Source organism: Pectobacterium sp. CFBP8739 (assembly GCF_013449375.1).
Classification (GTDB): Bacteria; Pseudomonadota; Gammaproteobacteria; order Enterobacterales; family Enterobacteriaceae; genus Pectobacterium.
Genome location: NZ_JACDRR010000007.1, coordinates 189,857 through 206,750, shown reverse-complemented (window position 1 = coordinate 206,750; position 16,894 = coordinate 189,857). Strand labels below are relative to the sequence as shown.

At 47.7% G+C, this 16,894-nt stretch carries 11 protein-coding genes and 1 tRNA gene; 8 read left to right on the top strand and 4 right to left on the bottom strand.

Features of this window, described 5'->3' with window-relative positions; translation table 11 throughout:
• Positions 1–91: 91 nt before the first annotated feature.
• Positions 92–1,333 carry an alanine transaminase gene (gene alaC / locus H0247_RS06905; protein WP_180741880.1) on the bottom strand — a complete coding sequence of 414 codons (1,242 nt, stop codon included), beginning with the start codon at positions 1,331–1,333 and terminating at the stop codon, positions 92–94.
• Positions 1,334–1,685: 352 nt separating this feature from the next.
• Between alaC and dgcA the strand changes: the two genes are divergently transcribed.
• Together dgcA and H0247_RS06895 are read left to right on the top strand one after the other, a co-directional pair.
• A complete protein-coding gene (dgcA, locus tag H0247_RS06900) occupies positions 1,686–2,666 on the top strand; it encodes an N-acetyl-D-Glu racemase DgcA (RefSeq protein ID WP_180741879.1) in 981 nt (326 codons plus the stop codon).
• Between the two features lie 42 nt (positions 2,667–2,708).
• Positions 2,709–3,569, top strand: coding sequence for a D-amino-acid transaminase (locus H0247_RS06895; protein ID WP_180741878.1), 861 nt, complete (start codon positions 2,709–2,711; stop codon positions 3,567–3,569).
• A gap of 80 nt (positions 3,570–3,649) precedes the next feature.
• On the opposite strand, the gene H0247_RS06890 is transcribed toward H0247_RS06895, so the two are convergent.
• Positions 3,650–6,097, bottom strand: coding sequence for a DUF3772 domain-containing protein (locus H0247_RS06890; RefSeq protein WP_180741877.1), 2,448 nt, complete (start codon positions 6,095–6,097; stop codon positions 3,650–3,652).
• Positions 6,098–6,495: 398 nt separating this feature from the next.
• Here H0247_RS06890 and H0247_RS06885 point away from each other — a divergent pair.
• Positions 6,496–6,572: transfer RNA gene (locus tag H0247_RS06885), tRNA-Arg, on the top strand.
• Between the two features lie 177 nt (positions 6,573–6,749).
• Entirely contained in the window at positions 6,750–7,964 is a 1,215-nt protein-coding gene (locus tag H0247_RS06880) for an integrase arm-type DNA-binding domain-containing protein (RefSeq protein ID WP_180741876.1), read from the top strand.
• A 467-nt stretch (positions 7,965–8,431) separates the two neighbouring features.
• Here H0247_RS06880 and H0247_RS06875 read toward each other — a convergent pair whose 3' ends face one another.
• A complete protein-coding gene (locus tag H0247_RS06875; RefSeq protein WP_180741875.1) occupies positions 8,432–9,358 on the bottom strand; it encodes a WYL domain-containing protein in 927 nt (308 codons plus the stop codon).
• A 343-nt stretch (positions 9,359–9,701) separates the two neighbouring features.
• On the opposite strand from H0247_RS06875, the gene H0247_RS06870 reads away from it, so the two are divergent.
• The 4 genes from H0247_RS06870 (at position 9,702) to H0247_RS06855 (ending at position 11,226) form a co-directional block, all read left to right on the top strand.
• Positions 9,702–9,863 carry a hypothetical protein gene (locus H0247_RS06870; protein WP_159106591.1) on the top strand — a complete coding sequence of 54 codons (162 nt, stop codon included), beginning with the start codon at positions 9,702–9,704 and terminating at the stop codon, positions 9,861–9,863.
• A gap of 82 nt (positions 9,864–9,945) precedes the next feature.
• Positions 9,946–10,290: an FxLYD domain-containing protein gene (locus H0247_RS06865; RefSeq protein WP_180741874.1), complete on the top strand. Its 345-nt coding sequence runs from the start codon at positions 9,946–9,948 to the stop codon at positions 10,288–10,290.
• A gap of 35 nt (positions 10,291–10,325) precedes the next feature.
• The gene (locus H0247_RS06860) at positions 10,326–11,024 is read left to right on the top strand and encodes a hypothetical protein (protein ID WP_111778552.1); all 699 of its coding nucleotides are present in this window, start codon (positions 10,326–10,328) and stop codon (positions 11,022–11,024) included.
• Positions 10,978–11,226 carry a hypothetical protein gene (locus H0247_RS06855; RefSeq protein WP_219606655.1) on the top strand — a complete coding sequence of 83 codons (249 nt, stop codon included), beginning with the start codon at positions 10,978–10,980 and terminating at the stop codon, positions 11,224–11,226. The genes H0247_RS06860 and H0247_RS06855 overlap by 47 nt, the downstream gene beginning before the upstream one ends.
• A 444-nt stretch (positions 11,227–11,670) precedes the next feature.
• Here the strand turns inward: H0247_RS06855 and H0247_RS06850 are convergent, their stop codons facing one another.
• On the bottom strand, positions 11,671–16,572 hold the full coding sequence (locus tag H0247_RS06850) for a hypothetical protein (RefSeq protein ID WP_180741872.1): 4,902 nt from the start codon (positions 16,570–16,572) through the stop codon (positions 11,671–11,673).
• Positions 16,573–16,894 lie beyond the last annotated feature (322 nt).

Genomic DNA, 16,894 nt, shown 5'->3' with positions numbered 1-16,894 from the left:
TGAGATTAACGGTAGGCATTCTAGCAAATGATAAGCCGCTGTCACGGCATGTTTATGTTGCTCCCAGTCAGTTGACTGGGAGCCGTGATGATTAAGCTGCGGAGCCCTTGCTTGATACCGGTTTGGTCGTCGGTAAGATGCCATCGGCGCGGAACATGGTCTTAATACCGCGCACGGCCTGCCGGATACGATCCTGGTTTTCAATTAAGGCAAACCGAACATGCGTGTCGCCATAATCGCCAAAGCCAATACCAGGGGAGACGCAAACCTTCGCTTCCGACAGCAGTCGCTTGGCGAACTCCAGCGACCCTAGGTGCGCATAGGCGTCAGGAATTTTCGCCCAGACATACATGGAGGCTTTCGGTTCATCAACCATCCAACCTGCTTCATGCAGACCGCGAACCAACACGTTACGGCGCTGACGATACTGCTCGGCAATATCTAGCACGCATTGCTGATCGCCTTCCAACGCGGCAATCGCGGCAACCTGCAACGGCGTAAACGTGCCGTAATCGTGGTAGCTCTTAATCCGCGCCAATGCGCTAACCAGCTCTGGGTTTCCGACCATAAAGCCAATACGCCAGCCCGCCATATTGTAGCTTTTTGACAGCGTGAAAAACTCCACTGCGATGTCCTTCGCACCGGGAACCTGCATGATCGATGGCGCTTTCCAGCCGTCATACACGATATCGGCATAGGCCAAATCATGGATCACCAGCACGCCATACTGTTTCGCCAGCTCCACCACGCGTTCAAAGAAATCCAGCTCAACGCACTGTGCCGTTGGGTTCGATGGGAAACCGAGAATCATCATTTTCGGCTTCGGGATACTCTCGCGGATAGCGCGTTCTAATTCGTTGAAGAAATCGACGCCTTCCACCAGCGGCACAGATCGAACCTGCGCCCCAGCAATCACCGCACCATAAATATGAATCGGGTAGCTAGGGTTTGGCACCAGCACGGTATCGCCATGATCCAACGTTGCCAACATCAGATGCGCCAGCCCCTCTTTGGAACCAATCGTGACAATCGCTTCGCTTTCAGGATCGATATCAACCTCATAACGATCGGCGTACCAGCGGGAGATCGCACGGCGTAAGCGCGGAATACCTCGGGAGGTCGAATATCCGTGGGTGTCTTCGCGTTGTGCAACCGTACAGAGTTTTTCCACGATATGAGGAGGTGTTGGGCCGTCAGGGTTACCCATGCTGAAATCAATAATGTCTTCGCCGCGACGACGCGCAGCCATTTTTAATTCAGCAGTGATATTAAATACATATGGGGGAAGACGATCGATGCGCGTAAAACGGCGCGGAGAAGTAGAATCAGCCATAACATCCTCAAATTAACGTGAGCGCCCGGACCGTCCGAGCGACGCAGTGCCTGTAAAAAGGCACTCTACTCAACATCACTCAAATCGCAGTAAGCCCGTTTTTGTTGATTACGGCAGTACATGTAACCTGAAGTGTGATGAGCATATTCAAGCTATCTCAGATAATTCTCCCTGTCGATACCACGCTTAATAAATTTTTTCTTCCCGCAATGAAGCCCCATCAATTTCTAACGACTTATCGCGAAAAATGAAGAATATGCGCGGGAAGAAGCATTACACTTGATGCCCCACAAGCCTTGCAAACAAGGCACTTACCCCTGAAGCACAGGACGGTTAACCCGAGAGTAAGCTTATGACCGAGATGCGATATTTCACCGAGAGTTGGCCAATAGAGGGCGCATTTACCATCTCACGTGGCAGCAAGCGTCAGGCAGATGTCGTTGTGGTAGCGCTCCAGTCCGGCAACGTGGTGGGCTACGGAGAATGTGTCCCTTATTCACGCTACGGCGAGTCCCTCGAGAGCGTAATGGCGCAAATTGGCTCACTGCACAGCGATGTTCGTAACGGTTTAGATCGACAGATGCTACAAACTATTCTGCCCGCAGGCGCGGCGCGCAATGCGCTGGATTGCGCACTCTGGGATCTGGAGTGCAAACAGCATCAGCAACGCATTTGGCAGCGTTTGAATCTCTCCTCGCCTATGCCGTTGGAGACGGCCTATACCCTATCGCTGGATACGCCAGATCGTATGCGGCACGCCGCGATACATCATGCCCATCGTCCCCTTCTCAAATTAAAACTGGCAGACGCAAACGATCTGGCCAGAGTTGCCGCCGTTCGCGAAGGTGCGCCCTTGGCCCGTCTGATTGTGGACGCCAATGAGGGATGGAACACCGAGCGCTATCTGACGCTGGTTCCTGAACTCGTCGCACTGGGTGTAACGATGATCGAACAACCTTTCCCAGCGGGTAAAGATGATGTGCTGGAAAATTTGCCCCGCCCGATCCCCGTCTGTGCCGATGAATCCTGTCATGACAGCCAGTCGCTGGCCGTTTTGACCGGGCGCTATGACATGATCAACATCAAGCTAGATAAAACAGGCGGGCTAACGGAGGCCCTACGCCTGCGCAACGACGCACAGGCGCAAGGATTACAAATCATGGTCGGCTGCATGGTGAGTACCTCACTCTCGATGGCACCCGCGTTTGTCGTCGCGCAAGGCGCCGCCGTGGTCGATTTGGACGGTCCGCTGCTTTTACAGCGCGATCGCAATAACGGGTTGCACTATAACGGTAGCGAAATATTACCGCCCAACGCATTATTGTGGGGATAATGCGTGTTAACCTGCATTGAGCAACTATTAAGGAGTGTTGTGATGCAACGTCTTGTTTATGTTGATGGACAGTATCTAGAAGAAAATGAAGCAAAAATTTCTGTATTTGATCGTGGTTTCCTGTTTGCCGATGCCGTCTATGAAGTGACGGCGGTCATTGATGGCAAGCTGGTTGATTTCCCCGATCATATTACTCGCCTGCAACGCTCCTGCCGTGAGCTCTCACTCACGTTACCCGTCACACCTGAGGCACTCAAAACCATTCATGATGAGCTGATCAATAAAAACGATCTGAAAGAAGGCGCGATCTATTTACAACTTAGCCGCGGCAATGCCGGCGATCGCGATTTCTACTTCCCTTCTGCTGACGTCAAATCCACGCTGGTGTTATTCACTCAGGCACGTTCGCTGGTCGGCAATCCGAAGGCCACAAGCGGGCTGCACGTTGTCACCACCGAAGATATTCGCTGGCATCGTCGGGATATCAAAACCGTTAGTCTGCTCGCCGCCAGCCTGGCAAAAGAGTACGCTCATGCGAATCAGGCTGATGACGCCTTCTTTGTCGAAGAGGGTTTCATTACCGAAGGCAGTTCCTGCAACTGCTACATCGTCCTGCATGACAACACGGTGGTAACTCGCCCACTCAGCAACGCTATTCTGCATGGCATTACCCGTCAGTCGCTGCTCAAGCTGGCAGAAAAGGATGGTATTACGCTGGAAGAACGGTGCTTTACGCCGGAAGAGGCCTATCACGCCAAAGAGATTTTTGTCACCTCGGCCACCATGCTGGTTCTCCCCGTCGTGATGTTGGATGGAAAAACGATCGGTGATGGGAAACCCGGAAAAATCACTCAGCGGTTGCGTGAAATCTATCTTGATATGATTAAGCAGCAGGGAAAATAGCCGCGCGTCATATCCTGTAAGCACGGCTTCGATATTCATCCGTTACCCGTTCAATACCGGATAACGGATGACTGAGCGAACTACTTATCGTCACCCGACATGCCGTCAGGCAGGGCAAACCCTGAGTTTTCCAGCACCATCTTCTGCGGTACGGCCAGTGGAATATTAGATTCCCGCAGTCGCTTGATAATCGCAAACAACAGATCGCTCTTCGCTTCCGATACCATTCTCGGGCTGCTGACATAACCCGTGACGCTCAGCACCATGCCCGTTGGGTTCAACTGGCTGAACTTCACTGACGGTGCCGGTGATTCCAGAATCGCATCGTGGCTAATATAGGCATCCAGTAACAGTGTGCGGACCTCTTCGGGATCGATATCCAGTGGGAACGTCAGCGCCAGCGTGGCAACCCCAAACGGATTGCCCATCGTAATATTGCGCACATTCTGTGAAATAAACTGAGAGTTCGGCACGATCACCGTCGACCGGTCACCCAACTGAATCTCCGTCGCACGCACGTTAATCCGCCGGATATCCCCTTCAACCCCGCTGATGCTGACCGAGTCCCCAACTTTCACCGGTCTCTCCGTCAACAAAATCAGGCCGGAGATAAAGTTCTTCACTATCTCCTGTAAACCAAAACCGATACCCACAGACAGCGCGCTGACAATCCATGCCAGCTTGTTCCATTCAATCCCCAATGTCGCCAACGTCAGCAGAATAATCAGGATGTAGCCGATGTTGCTGAACAGCGTTACCAGCGACGCACGGATTCCGCGTTCTAACGTCGTTTTAGGAAGGAACTCATCTTCCAGCCAGCGTTTTGAGGAGCGTAAAACATACACCCCCACGACCAGAAAAAGCACCGCATTGACCAGATGCGCAGGCACAATGCTGAGCGTTTCCAGCCCTTTTCCGCCCCAGATTTCAACGGCTTTTTGCACCAGTTCCAGCGGCGTAGTGGTGCCAAACGTACCGTTAAGTAAGGCAACCGCCGCCATTAAGATTAACAGCACTTTGCCGCTGGCCGACAGAATCAAGGTGGCCTGGACCAGATGACGGTCATGCAGATTGAGCGAATTTTTCATCCGCTTGCCGCTAGCATTGTTAGGGGAAAAGAGACTTTCGCAAATGTCGGTAATAAACGTTGAGAACAAGTACAGGCAGGAGAACACCATGCCAATCCACACCAGCTCGAACGCCAGAAAACGGGCCAGTGAGATATAACCAATGGCCAGCGATACCAAAATCGAGAACGATGTCGCCAATACCGCAAGATGAATCACGCCAGATAATGTCGAACGGGCTTCCGGTTGCTCCCCTGAATGCACCATCTGCCGACGAATTTGATCGCTTTTCAGGGTTATCGTCCCTGCGGTGAAGGCCAGAAACAACGCAGATAAGCCATTCACCATGATAGTTGCCGCGACCGATGTCCCTACCGTCGCGGTCACTTGTTCAATAAAACCGAAGATCAGAATAATGCCTGCGGCAACCACAGGAAACGGTTTCATGGCTTTTGCGACGGGGTTAGCAATCGCAGGCAAACGCCAAGAAGGACGTTGATTCGAAAGAAATGCTCGCCCTAACCCCGCTATCATCGAACAGAAAATGGCCTGTTTCACCAGCGCATCAAGGAACGACACCACGCGCTCAGAGGCCTCACCGTGGCGCACGAACGTAAAATCGATCAGATTTGCCGCAATGCCGATCGTGACCACGGTTGAAATAACCGACGCCGTGGCTAAAAAGCTCCGCCGCAGACGCCCTTCCGGCAGCCAGTTGATTCCCGCCCAGGCTAGGCATTTCTCCATATACCGACGCCCCGCCGAGCTCATGACCATAGCGATCAAAATCAGGCATGCCGAACCGTAACGCCAGTCTGGCTCCCAAGCCACCGTAAAAGCGTCACTTAATTGATCCTGAAAGGTACTCAGGCGGCGTACATCCTCAGCCTGCGGAGTCACAACCGGTGCCCAGAAGCGCCCTCCCAAAATGCTACCGGAATTCAATGCCAACTGCGTTTTCAGCGCATTACGACGCAGAGTAACAATTTGCGCTGACAGGTTGGCCGCTCCATTGCGTAACGTCTGAATCTGCTCAATCTGCGCATCCATTTTTGTTTTTTGCGTATTCAGACTGTTTCGCTTACGCGTTACTTCGCTGGTTTCACTAATGCTGGCTCCAGGCTCTGGCGCAGGCCCTAAAACATCCAACTGAGCCTGAATTTGAGCGCGCTGCGGTGCTACCGCATTAGCAAGTTCGTTGGCGCTATTCACCAGTTCCTGCGTGGTGTCATTCAACGCGCCAAACTTGCTGTCGTTGTTGGTGCCTGAAACCTGCTGCTTAATGTTATCTAACTGTTTTTGCAGCTTGACCAACTCGGCATCAACATTAATTTTTACTGGCGCATCGGTCTGCGCAGGCTGTGGATCAGAATCCGCATTCGCCGCCGCTGCATATCCAACAGGCAGCATCAACATCGCCAGCAGACAAACGCGCAAGAGTGCGGATGAAAGAATGTTCATAAATCAAAAGGTTCCAAAGTTCGACAAAATAGCGGATCCACAAATGACCGAGCGATAAGCCTGGTACGTGAAAGCAGCCCACACTCATCCAAAACCCAACGAATGCGGGCATAGTGTACCAACAGCGTAGGGTGCAGAATACGTCCGATCATAACTTGAAAAGAATTACTGAACGCATCCAGCAGATAAAACTGAAATTTTCACTGCTCTATGTCACTCATGTGGATGACGCTCGCAATTGTGCAAAAAAGTCACACTAGGAAAAGCGACATTCACCAAAGTTGTACAGGGATTCACCGTATAACGTAAATCCAGCGCCAACCCGTTGACTCATTGGGACGTGTGGGTATAATCCAGCCCACTGTTGTGACAAGCAGCAGCCACTTCTTTCGCGCAATGCGCCCTTAGCTCAGCTGGATAGAGCAACGGCCTTCTAAGCCGTAGGTCACAGGTTCGAATCCTGTAGGGCGTACCATTTTATCTTCTCCCAGACTCTACCGAGTTCAACAAAACCCCGTTATATTCATTGATACCACTAGGATTTTCTGTCGCTGAGCTCCACCGAGGTCAACCCAGCATACCGGAAATCAAGTCGATGTTGGGGGCCTCTATGGGGGCTCTTCTTGTTCAATGACTATTAGGGGCCCCCGCAATGCCACTTAATGCTCGACAAATAGAAACCGCCAAGCCACAAGACAAAGAATACAAACTCACTGACGGCGCGGGCCTTTATCTTCTGATAAAGCCGAATGGAGCCAAATATTGGCGTTTGAAGTACCGCGTTGCAGGAAAAGAGAAAAAATTATCTATCGGCGTTTATCCTGACATCTCGCTGGCAGAAGCGAGATTAAAACGGGAAGAGGCTCGAAAAATCGTCGCCTCAGGTGGCGATCCCAGTGAACAAAAGCAGGTCGAAAGACAGGCTAAAAAAATCAATATCGATAACACCTTCAAGGCCATCGCTCTCGAATGGCATGAATATAAGCGTCCTAACTGGTCGAAGGGGTACGCAGAAGATCTGATGGAAGCGTTTGAGAACGATATTTTTCCTGATATCGGTAAACGCCCTATTGCAGAGATTAAGCCGCTGGAAATGCTAACCTCGCTGCGCAAACTGGAAAAACGTGGCGTACTCGACAAGTTGCGTAAAATCCGCCAAGCCTGTAATCAGGTGTTCCGCTACGCCATTGTCACTGGCAGAGCGGAAAACAATCCAGCATCAGAATTGGCAAGCGCCCTTCCCCCACCAAAGGCTACGCACTACCCTCACCTGCTACCTGATGAACTGCTGGATTTTCTACGTGCTTTATCAACTTATTCGGGGAGTAAGATCACGCAACTGGCAACACGTATCCTGATGCTTACCGGCGTTCGTACTATCGAATTACGACAAGCTGAATGGAAGGAGTTTGATTTCGAAAAAGGGCTCTGGGAAGTACCGAAAGAACGCATGAAAATGCGCCGCCCTCACCTCGTGCCCCTATCTGCTCAAGTGATTGATGCGCTGCAACAGCTCCAGGCCGTTACCGGGCGCTACAATCTGGTTTTCCCTGGACGTAACGACATCACCAAACCGATGAGTGAAGCCAGTATTAATCAGGTACTGAAACGGATTGGTTATCACGGTAAAGCGACAGGCCACGGCTTTCGTCACACAATGAGCACCATACTACACGAACAAGGCTATAACACCGCCTGGATCGAATTGCAGCTTGCCCATGTGGACAAGAACACCATTCGTGGAACGTATAACCATGCGCAGTATTTGGAGCAGCGAAGGGGTATGTTGCAGTGGTATGGGGATTTTATTGATGGGCTGGAACATGGGGATGTGAAGAAGGTTGTGGTGATGGGTAAGCGACAGTAGGTAGGCAGGCAGATGATTAGCCGGAGTTGTTCCGGCTTTTGCATGATGTGTATATAACTCACTAATTTTACTGGTCTCATACTAGAGAGGTTCTATATAGCAAAAATATCCAAACTCATACCAGATAACACTGAAATATCAGATGGATTAGGCATTACTCAACAGGACACTGATCTGCGACAAGGTGAGGTTAAATCTGACTGTCGACTGTGAGCAATGGCTGACATTATGTTGAGAAATACCATAGACGAAATCATCAAAAATCGTGATTATTATTCACACAAATGAACTACCTCAAAAGGTAATGCTGGCTATAAATACGTATTTTTACCAACAACAGTAATAATTCTGTCGGTATCTTTTCCGGCACAATACGGATCGAGAAATATGATGAATGAGATGGGCGCAACCCATGGAAGATAAAGGAGGTGGCTGCAAAGCAGCCACAAATCAATATGTTGTAATAATTACCCGTTTTTTTGTTCAAACAATGATGCCAGGCACTGAACTTCCCGTAAGGCCTCTGCATTCAGTACATCAAAGTACAACCACTGGTTGCTTATATCGTTGGTTAAATCAATTTTCCAGTTGGTTTTAACATAACAGGCCAGCGCAGCGCGGCAAGTGACGGAATGGACGTTACCATTGATAGAGAACTCGCGTGATATCTCATTAATTGTTTCTTTTGGTAAATTCTTTTTAAATTCAATGATAAAAGTGATTTCTTCATCCCACTCCCTATCGGTCTTCTCAGCAAGAGTTGGTGAAATTGAAGCTTCCAAATGAGCATCAAAAAGTCTGGATAGTTTGAAGTTCTTAAAACCACTGCGGTGTGGTTGTTCCTCATTTCGGTCATAAGCTCTGAAATACCAGTTCTTGCGGTCAACAAACAACGCTGATGGAAACAGTATCCTTTCCCTGTGATCACCACTTTTTGAACCGTATGAGCATCTAATGGCACATTGTCTCTTTATTGCCCTTGTTACCGCCGCTACCTGTTGTTCTTTGAGACGTTCCGGCTGATAGAGCGGGTCCACCTCATCAATGGGTAGCATGGGCCGTTTTTGCATTAATTCGGAGCGCGTAAACCCATACTGAATAAGGTTAAGGGCAGTGTGAACACCAATCCTGATTAGTGGGGTATAGCTGTCTGCAAGGATAACAGTTCTTTTGGTTGTAGTATCAATGCTGCAGTTATCCGGTTTTAACTCCCGATAGAGAGCAAGATCCTTAGATGCTGCAGCCTGAGCAACCTTGAACTCAGCCATAATTTCAGCTCTGGAGATGCTGCCAAGATAGCGAATACAGAGATCTATGTACGCAAGTCGTTCTGCCTGGGGAAGTGAATAGGCGTCGACCAGCAGTTCCAGATGAACATCATGAAACATTGACATCGATACGCTCCAATTTATAATCTATTAAATATACTGTTCATTATCACATATTGCACTGCTTTACGCAATGAGATAGGATCACCTCAGTCGAGAAAGTAATCTAATCGACATGATAGCTCAGGACGGTTCATTCAGGTGAAGTTGTTAGTCTGGTTGGATTATTTCTGAGGGGATGGTGAAGGACTGTTTGCAGACAGTCCTTCACCAGAAAAACAAAAACTCTGCGGAGAGTCGTTCACCACTGAGTCTTGCTGATCAGAATGTCGAGTATACGTTAATTGTAGCGTAGCCGACAAGCCTGCCTCCGGTGAAATGGCACTCCGTGAAACATAAGGAGTGGTATATGACCACACCACGAATGGGCTACTGCCCACGCTGTAAACAGGATTGTGAAATTTCGTTTGCTACAAAAGCTATCCATGAAAAGACGGGCAAGGTGATTCTTCCTAAAAAGGGGAAAGTTTTAGTTATTCCCCATTGTACGGCTTGTCGTAAAACAAAGTAGTTTTATTACCGGTATTAGGCAGGTCATTACGACCTGCCTTTATTCACCCACCCGTAGCTCAATACTTATAATTGGTAACTCAATGAAAAAAACTCTTCGCAATATCATTTTTACTGTCGCTATGGTTTCTGGTTCTGTGCTTGCTTCAGATGGTAACCAACAAGTATTCCTTTCTGACCTTCGCTTTGCCACAACTCCAAATGGAATGCAGCAGATTGAAGGTAATGGCGTTAATTCGACCAACCAGACATTAAAACATGTGTTCGTGAAATTTAACCTGCTTCAAAATAATGCCGTTGTGGGACAAACCATTGCGATGGTAGAAAACCTTGAGGCAGGGCAAAGTTGGAAATTACAGGCTCCTTATAATAGTTTTTCTATTAATCCAGATAGCTTTAAGGTTACTGAAGTTAGGGTTACCAATTGATATTTGATCTTAAAATTGAATTATTGGAAATGTAAATGAACACATTGACAGTATCTCTAGTAACAATAATGATCCCTGGTGTCATTATGGCACTAATTTATGATACCTATACACAACATAAGTCCTGGGATTCATTTCGATATATTCTAATGTCGGTGGTTTTTGGTATTGTTACTTACCTTTCAATGCAGGCAGTTATGATTTTATTTCAACTAATTGCAGGGATTGGAGATACTAAATCCATTAACTGGAGACTACTGTCAGTCTGGTCAATTTCCAATCAGGAAAAGATAGCTATTAATCCATTGGAGATTTTACTGGGAGGACTTTGTGCTATCCCCTTGGGATTGATTTCTGTCTACCTTGCAACCAAACGTACATTTCATGAATTGTTATTACGTAAGGGTATTTCAAATAAATATGGCGATGACAATGCTTTTATAAGATCAGTTGAGGTCATGCACAGGAATACAGGCCAATGCTACGTTCTATTGCATGAAAACAATATGCTCATCCATGGAACAGTCTTTCTGTATAACGAAAATGAGAAGACACAGGAGCTTGGGCTTTTAAATGCTACCGTGCTCAATTCGGAAACTGGGGATGCTCTCTGGATGACGAACTTTATTTATCTCTCAAAAGAATACGGCAAAATGGTCGTATTTGAAAACCACATTGAGGTTCCACATGACAAAGAATCAGACACCGAAAAAAACCAGCATGCTGACCTTTGATGGTAGACAAGTCAAGATACAAGACGGGCTACAGATAGCAACTAGTGGTGCTCAGGTCGTTTCTGAAGGTCTTCAGATGGTTGCCAAACCACAACAAGGTAACCAAATTCTCGAATATGGCCGTCAAACTTCTGCTCCAACAACCTTCCAGGGGACTTTTTCACCAGTGAGTGGCCCCAAGATCCCTCCGATGAAAAAGTAATTTTATTAAAATTATTCCATATAGATATTATCTCCATGAATCCCCGAATCCTTTACCAGATAGCGGGGATTTCTATTTATCATGCTGAGTTCTGTATATGCAAAAATTTGACGGCCTTCAGTACATCAAGAAACTGATAGTTTCTCTACCTAATATGCTTCGTAGTCATACTCCCGATCGTCTTCGCTTTCTAACTCAATACGAGCTAATAATAATAATCGTAATTATTAAGATTATCGCGCTCTCTAGACTTTATGAGTTTTTTGAGTTTTTTAATTTTTTGAGTTTCGTATACGGCCGACCTAATGAGGTAGTTCGCCCACACGTAATGGTGTCGTTTTTTTGCTTCGAGATCTTTGGGTGACATCTAAATAAATTCAGTTGTGTTAAGCTTTCATACACTATTCATTGTCAAATCTGCCTACCTTCTCTAATCACCTAAATCTACCGCATTAAATCAGGCAATTCGTATAACAATTGGAACGCTTGCGGCCAACCGGCATTTGAAAAAAGTTCAAGTACACAAAGTAACGCGGTTCTTCTGGCAGGCTCTTCGAATATCTCCCGATAATCCGCTAAATAGCGTCTTACGATCTGCACTACAACACCACTTGCGAGGCTTTCGAAGTGATACTGCCCACGTGCTGCAGGTCCTACAAGAAGTGCAGCCACTTCATCAAATACAGCAGCCGGATCTCCATCAGCTATATACTCGTAAAGTTGAACGAGGAAATGAATTGCAGATGGACCTCCAGACTGACCTATCGCGAACAGAATGGGCTGATAATCAACTAAGAAGCTACGTTTGTGGGCTGCCGTTTTCAGCATCGCTTCATTCTTAGCACTGTTGGAAGTATACGCACCCGACCCGAAATACAGCTGGTTCACACAATGCTCAATAAGCCTTAATGCTAAGTTATAATCCCTTTCGCTTGCGGCTTGTTGATGCGATCCTTCCTCGGAAGCATTAAAATTTGACAGTGCTACTGGCAATGATCTTGCCGCAGCAGCAACGACCTTTCCTAGAACTTCTCTTGCTCTATCCTGGATATCCGCATCCCTATCCAGATATTTGAAGAAAAATGCATCGCGCAATTTAAAAACACCTGGATGAAATAAATCACTGGCACTGGCAATATTTTGCAGCCAGTTTAAAAAATGAGCAAAACATGCGGTTCTATTTTGGTAGACATAGAGGTCAGTCACCATAGTTCCCAATGCTTGTGCAAGTTTTTTCTCCTCTTCAGAACCACTTTCACTTGCTATCGGGAAACAATTAATAATAGTTATAAGTAAATTTTCGGCCTGTTCAACGTCCACATTCGAAACACTGTGTAGCGGTCCCCCCACAAAATAAGCCATGTTACAACGATCTACTTCTTGGTGGACAACCTTTGTCATTAGGGCCCACATACGTTGGCGGTCTATATCCCATAGGCGATTGAGAGAGCCAGACACTTGTTGCCTGACCATAGGCTCTAGATCATCAAGCATCACCTCAATGCGATCAAGCAAAGTGATGTCAGTTCTACCGAATCGGCATGCAAGGTTCATAAAACTTGAAGCCAAGTTTTCCCGAACCATCGTTGTACTTGCTACATTTGAAAGTGGTGTAGAGTGTTGGCTCTCAACTAGTCTGTCTAATATTCCCAAAAGCTCAGTTAATGTTGGATGTCCCGCACTCGTAGGATCGTAGAGTTCCGCTCCAGAAATGCAGTCAAGCGCAATGCTTATTTTCCCCCACGCAGCTTGCTGCGTGGCTTCATGAGCTGATATTAACAGTCCATCAATTACCTCAATAGTTGAAGACACCTCAGCCCACAGGCGCGCTAAAGACCCCAATTCAGGAACATTAAGTACTTCCTTAGACGCGGCATCCAAAGCTTGCAATGCATCTAGAATTAGTCGGTCAGGCACTTCGTCAACATTAACTCCAAGTCGTCTTACAAAGCTTTCGGTTACATCACCAACTGGATTCCATGTGGTCTCTATGGTTATAACTGGACGGTTGCTCGTGAGAAGTCCCTCAGCCTCTAACCGTGCTTTCAGATCACGAAATGCAACTGTAGCTATCAACTCGTCACACAGAATAGAGAGCAGGCGAGCAGCACAATAACTCGCTCGAACAGCCTCATTTTCACCAGTTGCGAGAACGTTCTCAACATAACGATTTTCCAATGCAGTGCGTTGATCTGTCGATGCTGTTGCATAGGCTGATGATAGATAGGCAGTACAATCGCGAGCAAGATCTGTTATTTGGACTAAACCGTGAGCTGAAGCAATAGGCCAGAGCAGATCGTCTGCAACCCCAAGCCGTTCAGCACCAATGCCAAAAATACGGGCCCATACCGATGCAGCCCCCACCTCTTCTTGCTGAGCTGTAATTACCACTTGTCGGAACTCATCAGGCTGACATGACACAAGGAAGCTGACAAATACTGCGAGCACATCCCCGTCTTGTGAGACCGTACTATCATAATTGCCTCGCCAATCGCGATATGAAAGGCCATCCTCAACAATGTTCATTAATTGTGCATCGCATTGGATAACATGTACTAGGCGTTCTGCGCGTCTTTGTCTATCGCTCAATCCCATGCCGAAAGTTGCTAAATTTACCGCTCGCGTAGCCTCAGCAGGAAAGGTACGAAGAAATTCGGGTAGTGCCTGCACCAAGTTCCAGCGGCCATGTTCGTAATCCTGTCGACGATTTGAGCGCAACGGCATAATCCTGCTCACTGAGCCACCGATCCAACTATCTCCATCTGAAGGTGCGGAGCGTCCAAAGAGAGTCTCATAAACAGAAATGGCAAATTCTGGATCATGGGGAATGATATGTTTTACCCCTTCCGTCAACCGTGGAGCGTCACTGTGCGCATACTCTGTGAAGCGAGGCTCTTGAAGAATTTGCTGAAGAAGGAATCTTGACGCTGCAGGGGCGCTACCAAATGACTTGGTGACGAAACGAATTGCACTATTAGAGAAGAACGTTAATTGTGGGTCACCCGACCAACTAATCCGTAACAAATCACGTGCTGCTCTCCCAAAACTATCTAAGAAATCAGCATCAGTGAAATTCGCCTTCTGAACGAGGGCATGCAAAATTATATGTATACCATCGGCATATTCTCGCTGTTGCGTACTGGCCGCCACTGCTGCCACAGTTGCCCATGCAGTACAAACTGAAATTGGAACTGGGTAATCTATGCCAAAACTCATCTCAGCAAATCGAACAATTTTAGAGAATATGGATCCCATGCGACCTGCTTGCTCTGGTCGCATGAGCAATGAGCATAGAGAGGTGATATCCTCTGGTTCAGCAACCCGCTCGGCTACAGAGCGAAGTGCGGCGCTCGTTACAACTGGATCAATTCCAGGTGTTGCAACCAGTTCAGAGACAAAACCCCAACTATGCGGACGTCCAGCGGAATCATCACACCAAACTCTCTCAATAGCGAACCGAAGAGATGGCCCTAGAAGGAGGCCGATCCCTTCAGTACCAGAAAGCTGGATGACAAGCTGTGCAGTATCATTCCAATCGAGGAAAAAACGACCGGCAGCGTGATCGAAAAGAACATGGTGTGCAAACCCAATACGATCACCATTAGTAACAAGTACGCCAGCGGCGAGGACATCGTCTAGCGCTGGGTGTGCCACATCCATTTTGCGTAGTATTAAACGACGCCGTTCAACCATGACTTCAACAGCTCTTGTAACCGATGCTTGTAGATCTGTAGAAAGCAGCCGCTCATCTTCGTAGCGATCAATTAAATCGGATTGGGTTGTGACCATTGCTAGGTTTACAGCTGTTGTTCCACTTTCCAACAATTCAGCCGCTAACGAAAGGTTGAAAACATTACGCAACAAAGCTCGAACCGATACAGGCGCAGTAGCTAGCAATTCACCGATACGAGCTTCGTTGGAACCTACTATTTTCATCTCGTGCTCTGTAAGCAGAGGTATCTGGAAGTGCCTGACATTTGCCACAGTGCTATCGATGTACGTATTGTCAGGTGGCGTTCCTGCCATCGCTCTCATAAAGCGCTTCCCATTTCTAAGATCAAAGGATCTAATGGAGGCAACTACCGACCATTTTTCTTCAAGCCTCACCTGTAAACCTTCTATCAGGCTGGCGAACACGCCTTCTGAGTAACCTCCTCTCGATGCATCCAGAGCATCAATGACAAGAACGCCTCGCCCTTGTCCAGGCCATGCAGATAATACATCGATGAGGGGATGTTGTAGGTTTAGTGCAACTCGTAAGGCATCTTCGGTGGCTACGCCCGCTAAATCATCCACGGAAATGAAAACTGTGGTCTGGTCTGTTGTAAGACGCTCCCGAGTAAATGATACCAGCACACCAGTCTTGCCAGCACCAGGCTCGCCCGTTAACAAAAAACTGCCTGCGTCAGCAGCAGCTTTCATTGCTGGCATAAATGTCCGTTCGATTTGAAGCCCACCAGAAATAGGCAGGAAAGCATGATTTTGCAGTCGCACTATCTCCGTCTGCGTTTTTTGACGAAGCGTTGTAATATCTTCATCAAAATGAGGTGTCTTTGTGTCTTCGTGCCCAGCAGCTCTTAACAGTCGAAGAAGACCGTCTCTGTCGGAAGGTGCACCATTTCGTATCAAGCCCCTCATAATTGTCAAAAGGCTCGCGAGTGGTGCAGCCCCACACTCCTCTCCCCCAAAAAGCCGAGCCCCAAGTATGTTTGAGGCTTCTCGCCAATCGGTATCACCCTGTGTTACTGCGAAGCGCTTAATGTGAAATAAACGTGCCAACTGCGCTAAGTCTATCTCTGTAGGGGCAGGTAGATTCTCAGTAGAACGGCTTATAGTAATATGTTGTTGAAGAATTTCTATCGCATTCCGCTGTGCCTGGCCCACACGGGCGATAACTGCCTGCCAGTTATCGCCTGTTGTAAACATTCTGCAGGATTCATCTAACGCATTGAGTGTAGTTGGAGCATCTGGAGTCACGGCCATCACAGCAGCCGAAAGTTGTAGGTTTATGGCAGGCGATGTAGTTGGTGCAGCAGCAACAAATTGGACTGTCTGAGCGATTGTCTCACCAAGATCTGAGGTGGCTAATGCCGACAAGCTAGGCCGAGTCTTGCACTGCACAGCAATACAACCTCCATTGGACAATGTTACCAAAATATCGTCTAAACCCTGCCCCGTCTCCATTTGCAAAGTAACAGGATACGCCTCAATATCTAAACCAAAACGACTACCAACGGGCATTCTGGCAAGTAAGTGAGCAGCAAACCACATTCCTACACCAGCCTGGAAAGCCATTCCTGCTTCAGTTGCGCGTCCACCTGCCGGTAAAGTAGTAGTGGTTGCCATAATTTCAAGATGCTCCTATCTAGTCTGCCAATGCCCGAGGGTAAATAAGTCACTGTGGCTATCTATCAGTCTCTTACAAAGCTTCGTAGACCCAAAGGCTTTTTTTTACTATGCGTCCGAGTTCTGAGCAATGAATGGTGACCACTGATTGTGTATTGCTATCGATTAGCTCACAGGGATATAAATAGCGCCCCTACTATGGTTCGAAACTGTCTGAAAAAGGGATTCAGGGTAGCGCTATGAGCGATATCAAAGCCTTAGTCAAAAAATAGTCATTGAGGTATTTAGCCAGATACATCCCATTCAACGTACTCCGCGATAC

Bases quoted from the DNA above. Each gene is read 5' to 3' on its own strand.
- alaC (WP_180741880.1), bottom strand. From the start codon at position 1,333: ATGGCTGATTCTACTTCTCCGCGCCGTTTTACGCGCATCGATCGTCTT.
- dgcA (WP_180741879.1), top strand. From the start codon at position 1,686: ATGACCGAGATGCGATATTTCACCGAGAGTTGGCCAATAGAGGGCGCA.
- H0247_RS06895 (WP_180741878.1), top strand. From the start codon at position 2,709: ATGCAACGTCTTGTTTATGTTGATGGACAGTATCTAGAAGAAAATGAA.
- H0247_RS06890 (WP_180741877.1), bottom strand. From the start codon at position 6,097: ATGAACATTCTTTCATCCGCACTCTTGCGCGTTTGTCTGCTGGCGATG.
- H0247_RS06880 (WP_180741876.1), top strand. From the start codon at position 6,750: ATGCCACTTAATGCTCGACAAATAGAAACCGCCAAGCCACAAGACAAA.
- H0247_RS06875 (WP_180741875.1), bottom strand. From the start codon at position 9,358: ATGTCAATGTTTCATGATGTTCATCTGGAACTGCTGGTCGACGCCTAT.
- H0247_RS06870 (WP_159106591.1), top strand. From the start codon at position 9,702: ATGACCACACCACGAATGGGCTACTGCCCACGCTGTAAACAGGATTGT.
- H0247_RS06865 (WP_180741874.1), top strand. From the start codon at position 9,946: ATGAAAAAAACTCTTCGCAATATCATTTTTACTGTCGCTATGGTTTCT.
- H0247_RS06860 (WP_111778552.1), top strand. From the start codon at position 10,326: ATGAACACATTGACAGTATCTCTAGTAACAATAATGATCCCTGGTGTC.
- H0247_RS06855 (WP_219606655.1), top strand. From the start codon at position 10,978: ATGACAAAGAATCAGACACCGAAAAAAACCAGCATGCTGACCTTTGAT.
- H0247_RS06850 (WP_180741872.1), bottom strand. From the start codon at position 16,572: ATGGCAACCACTACTACTTTACCGGCAGGTGGACGCGCAACTGAAGCA.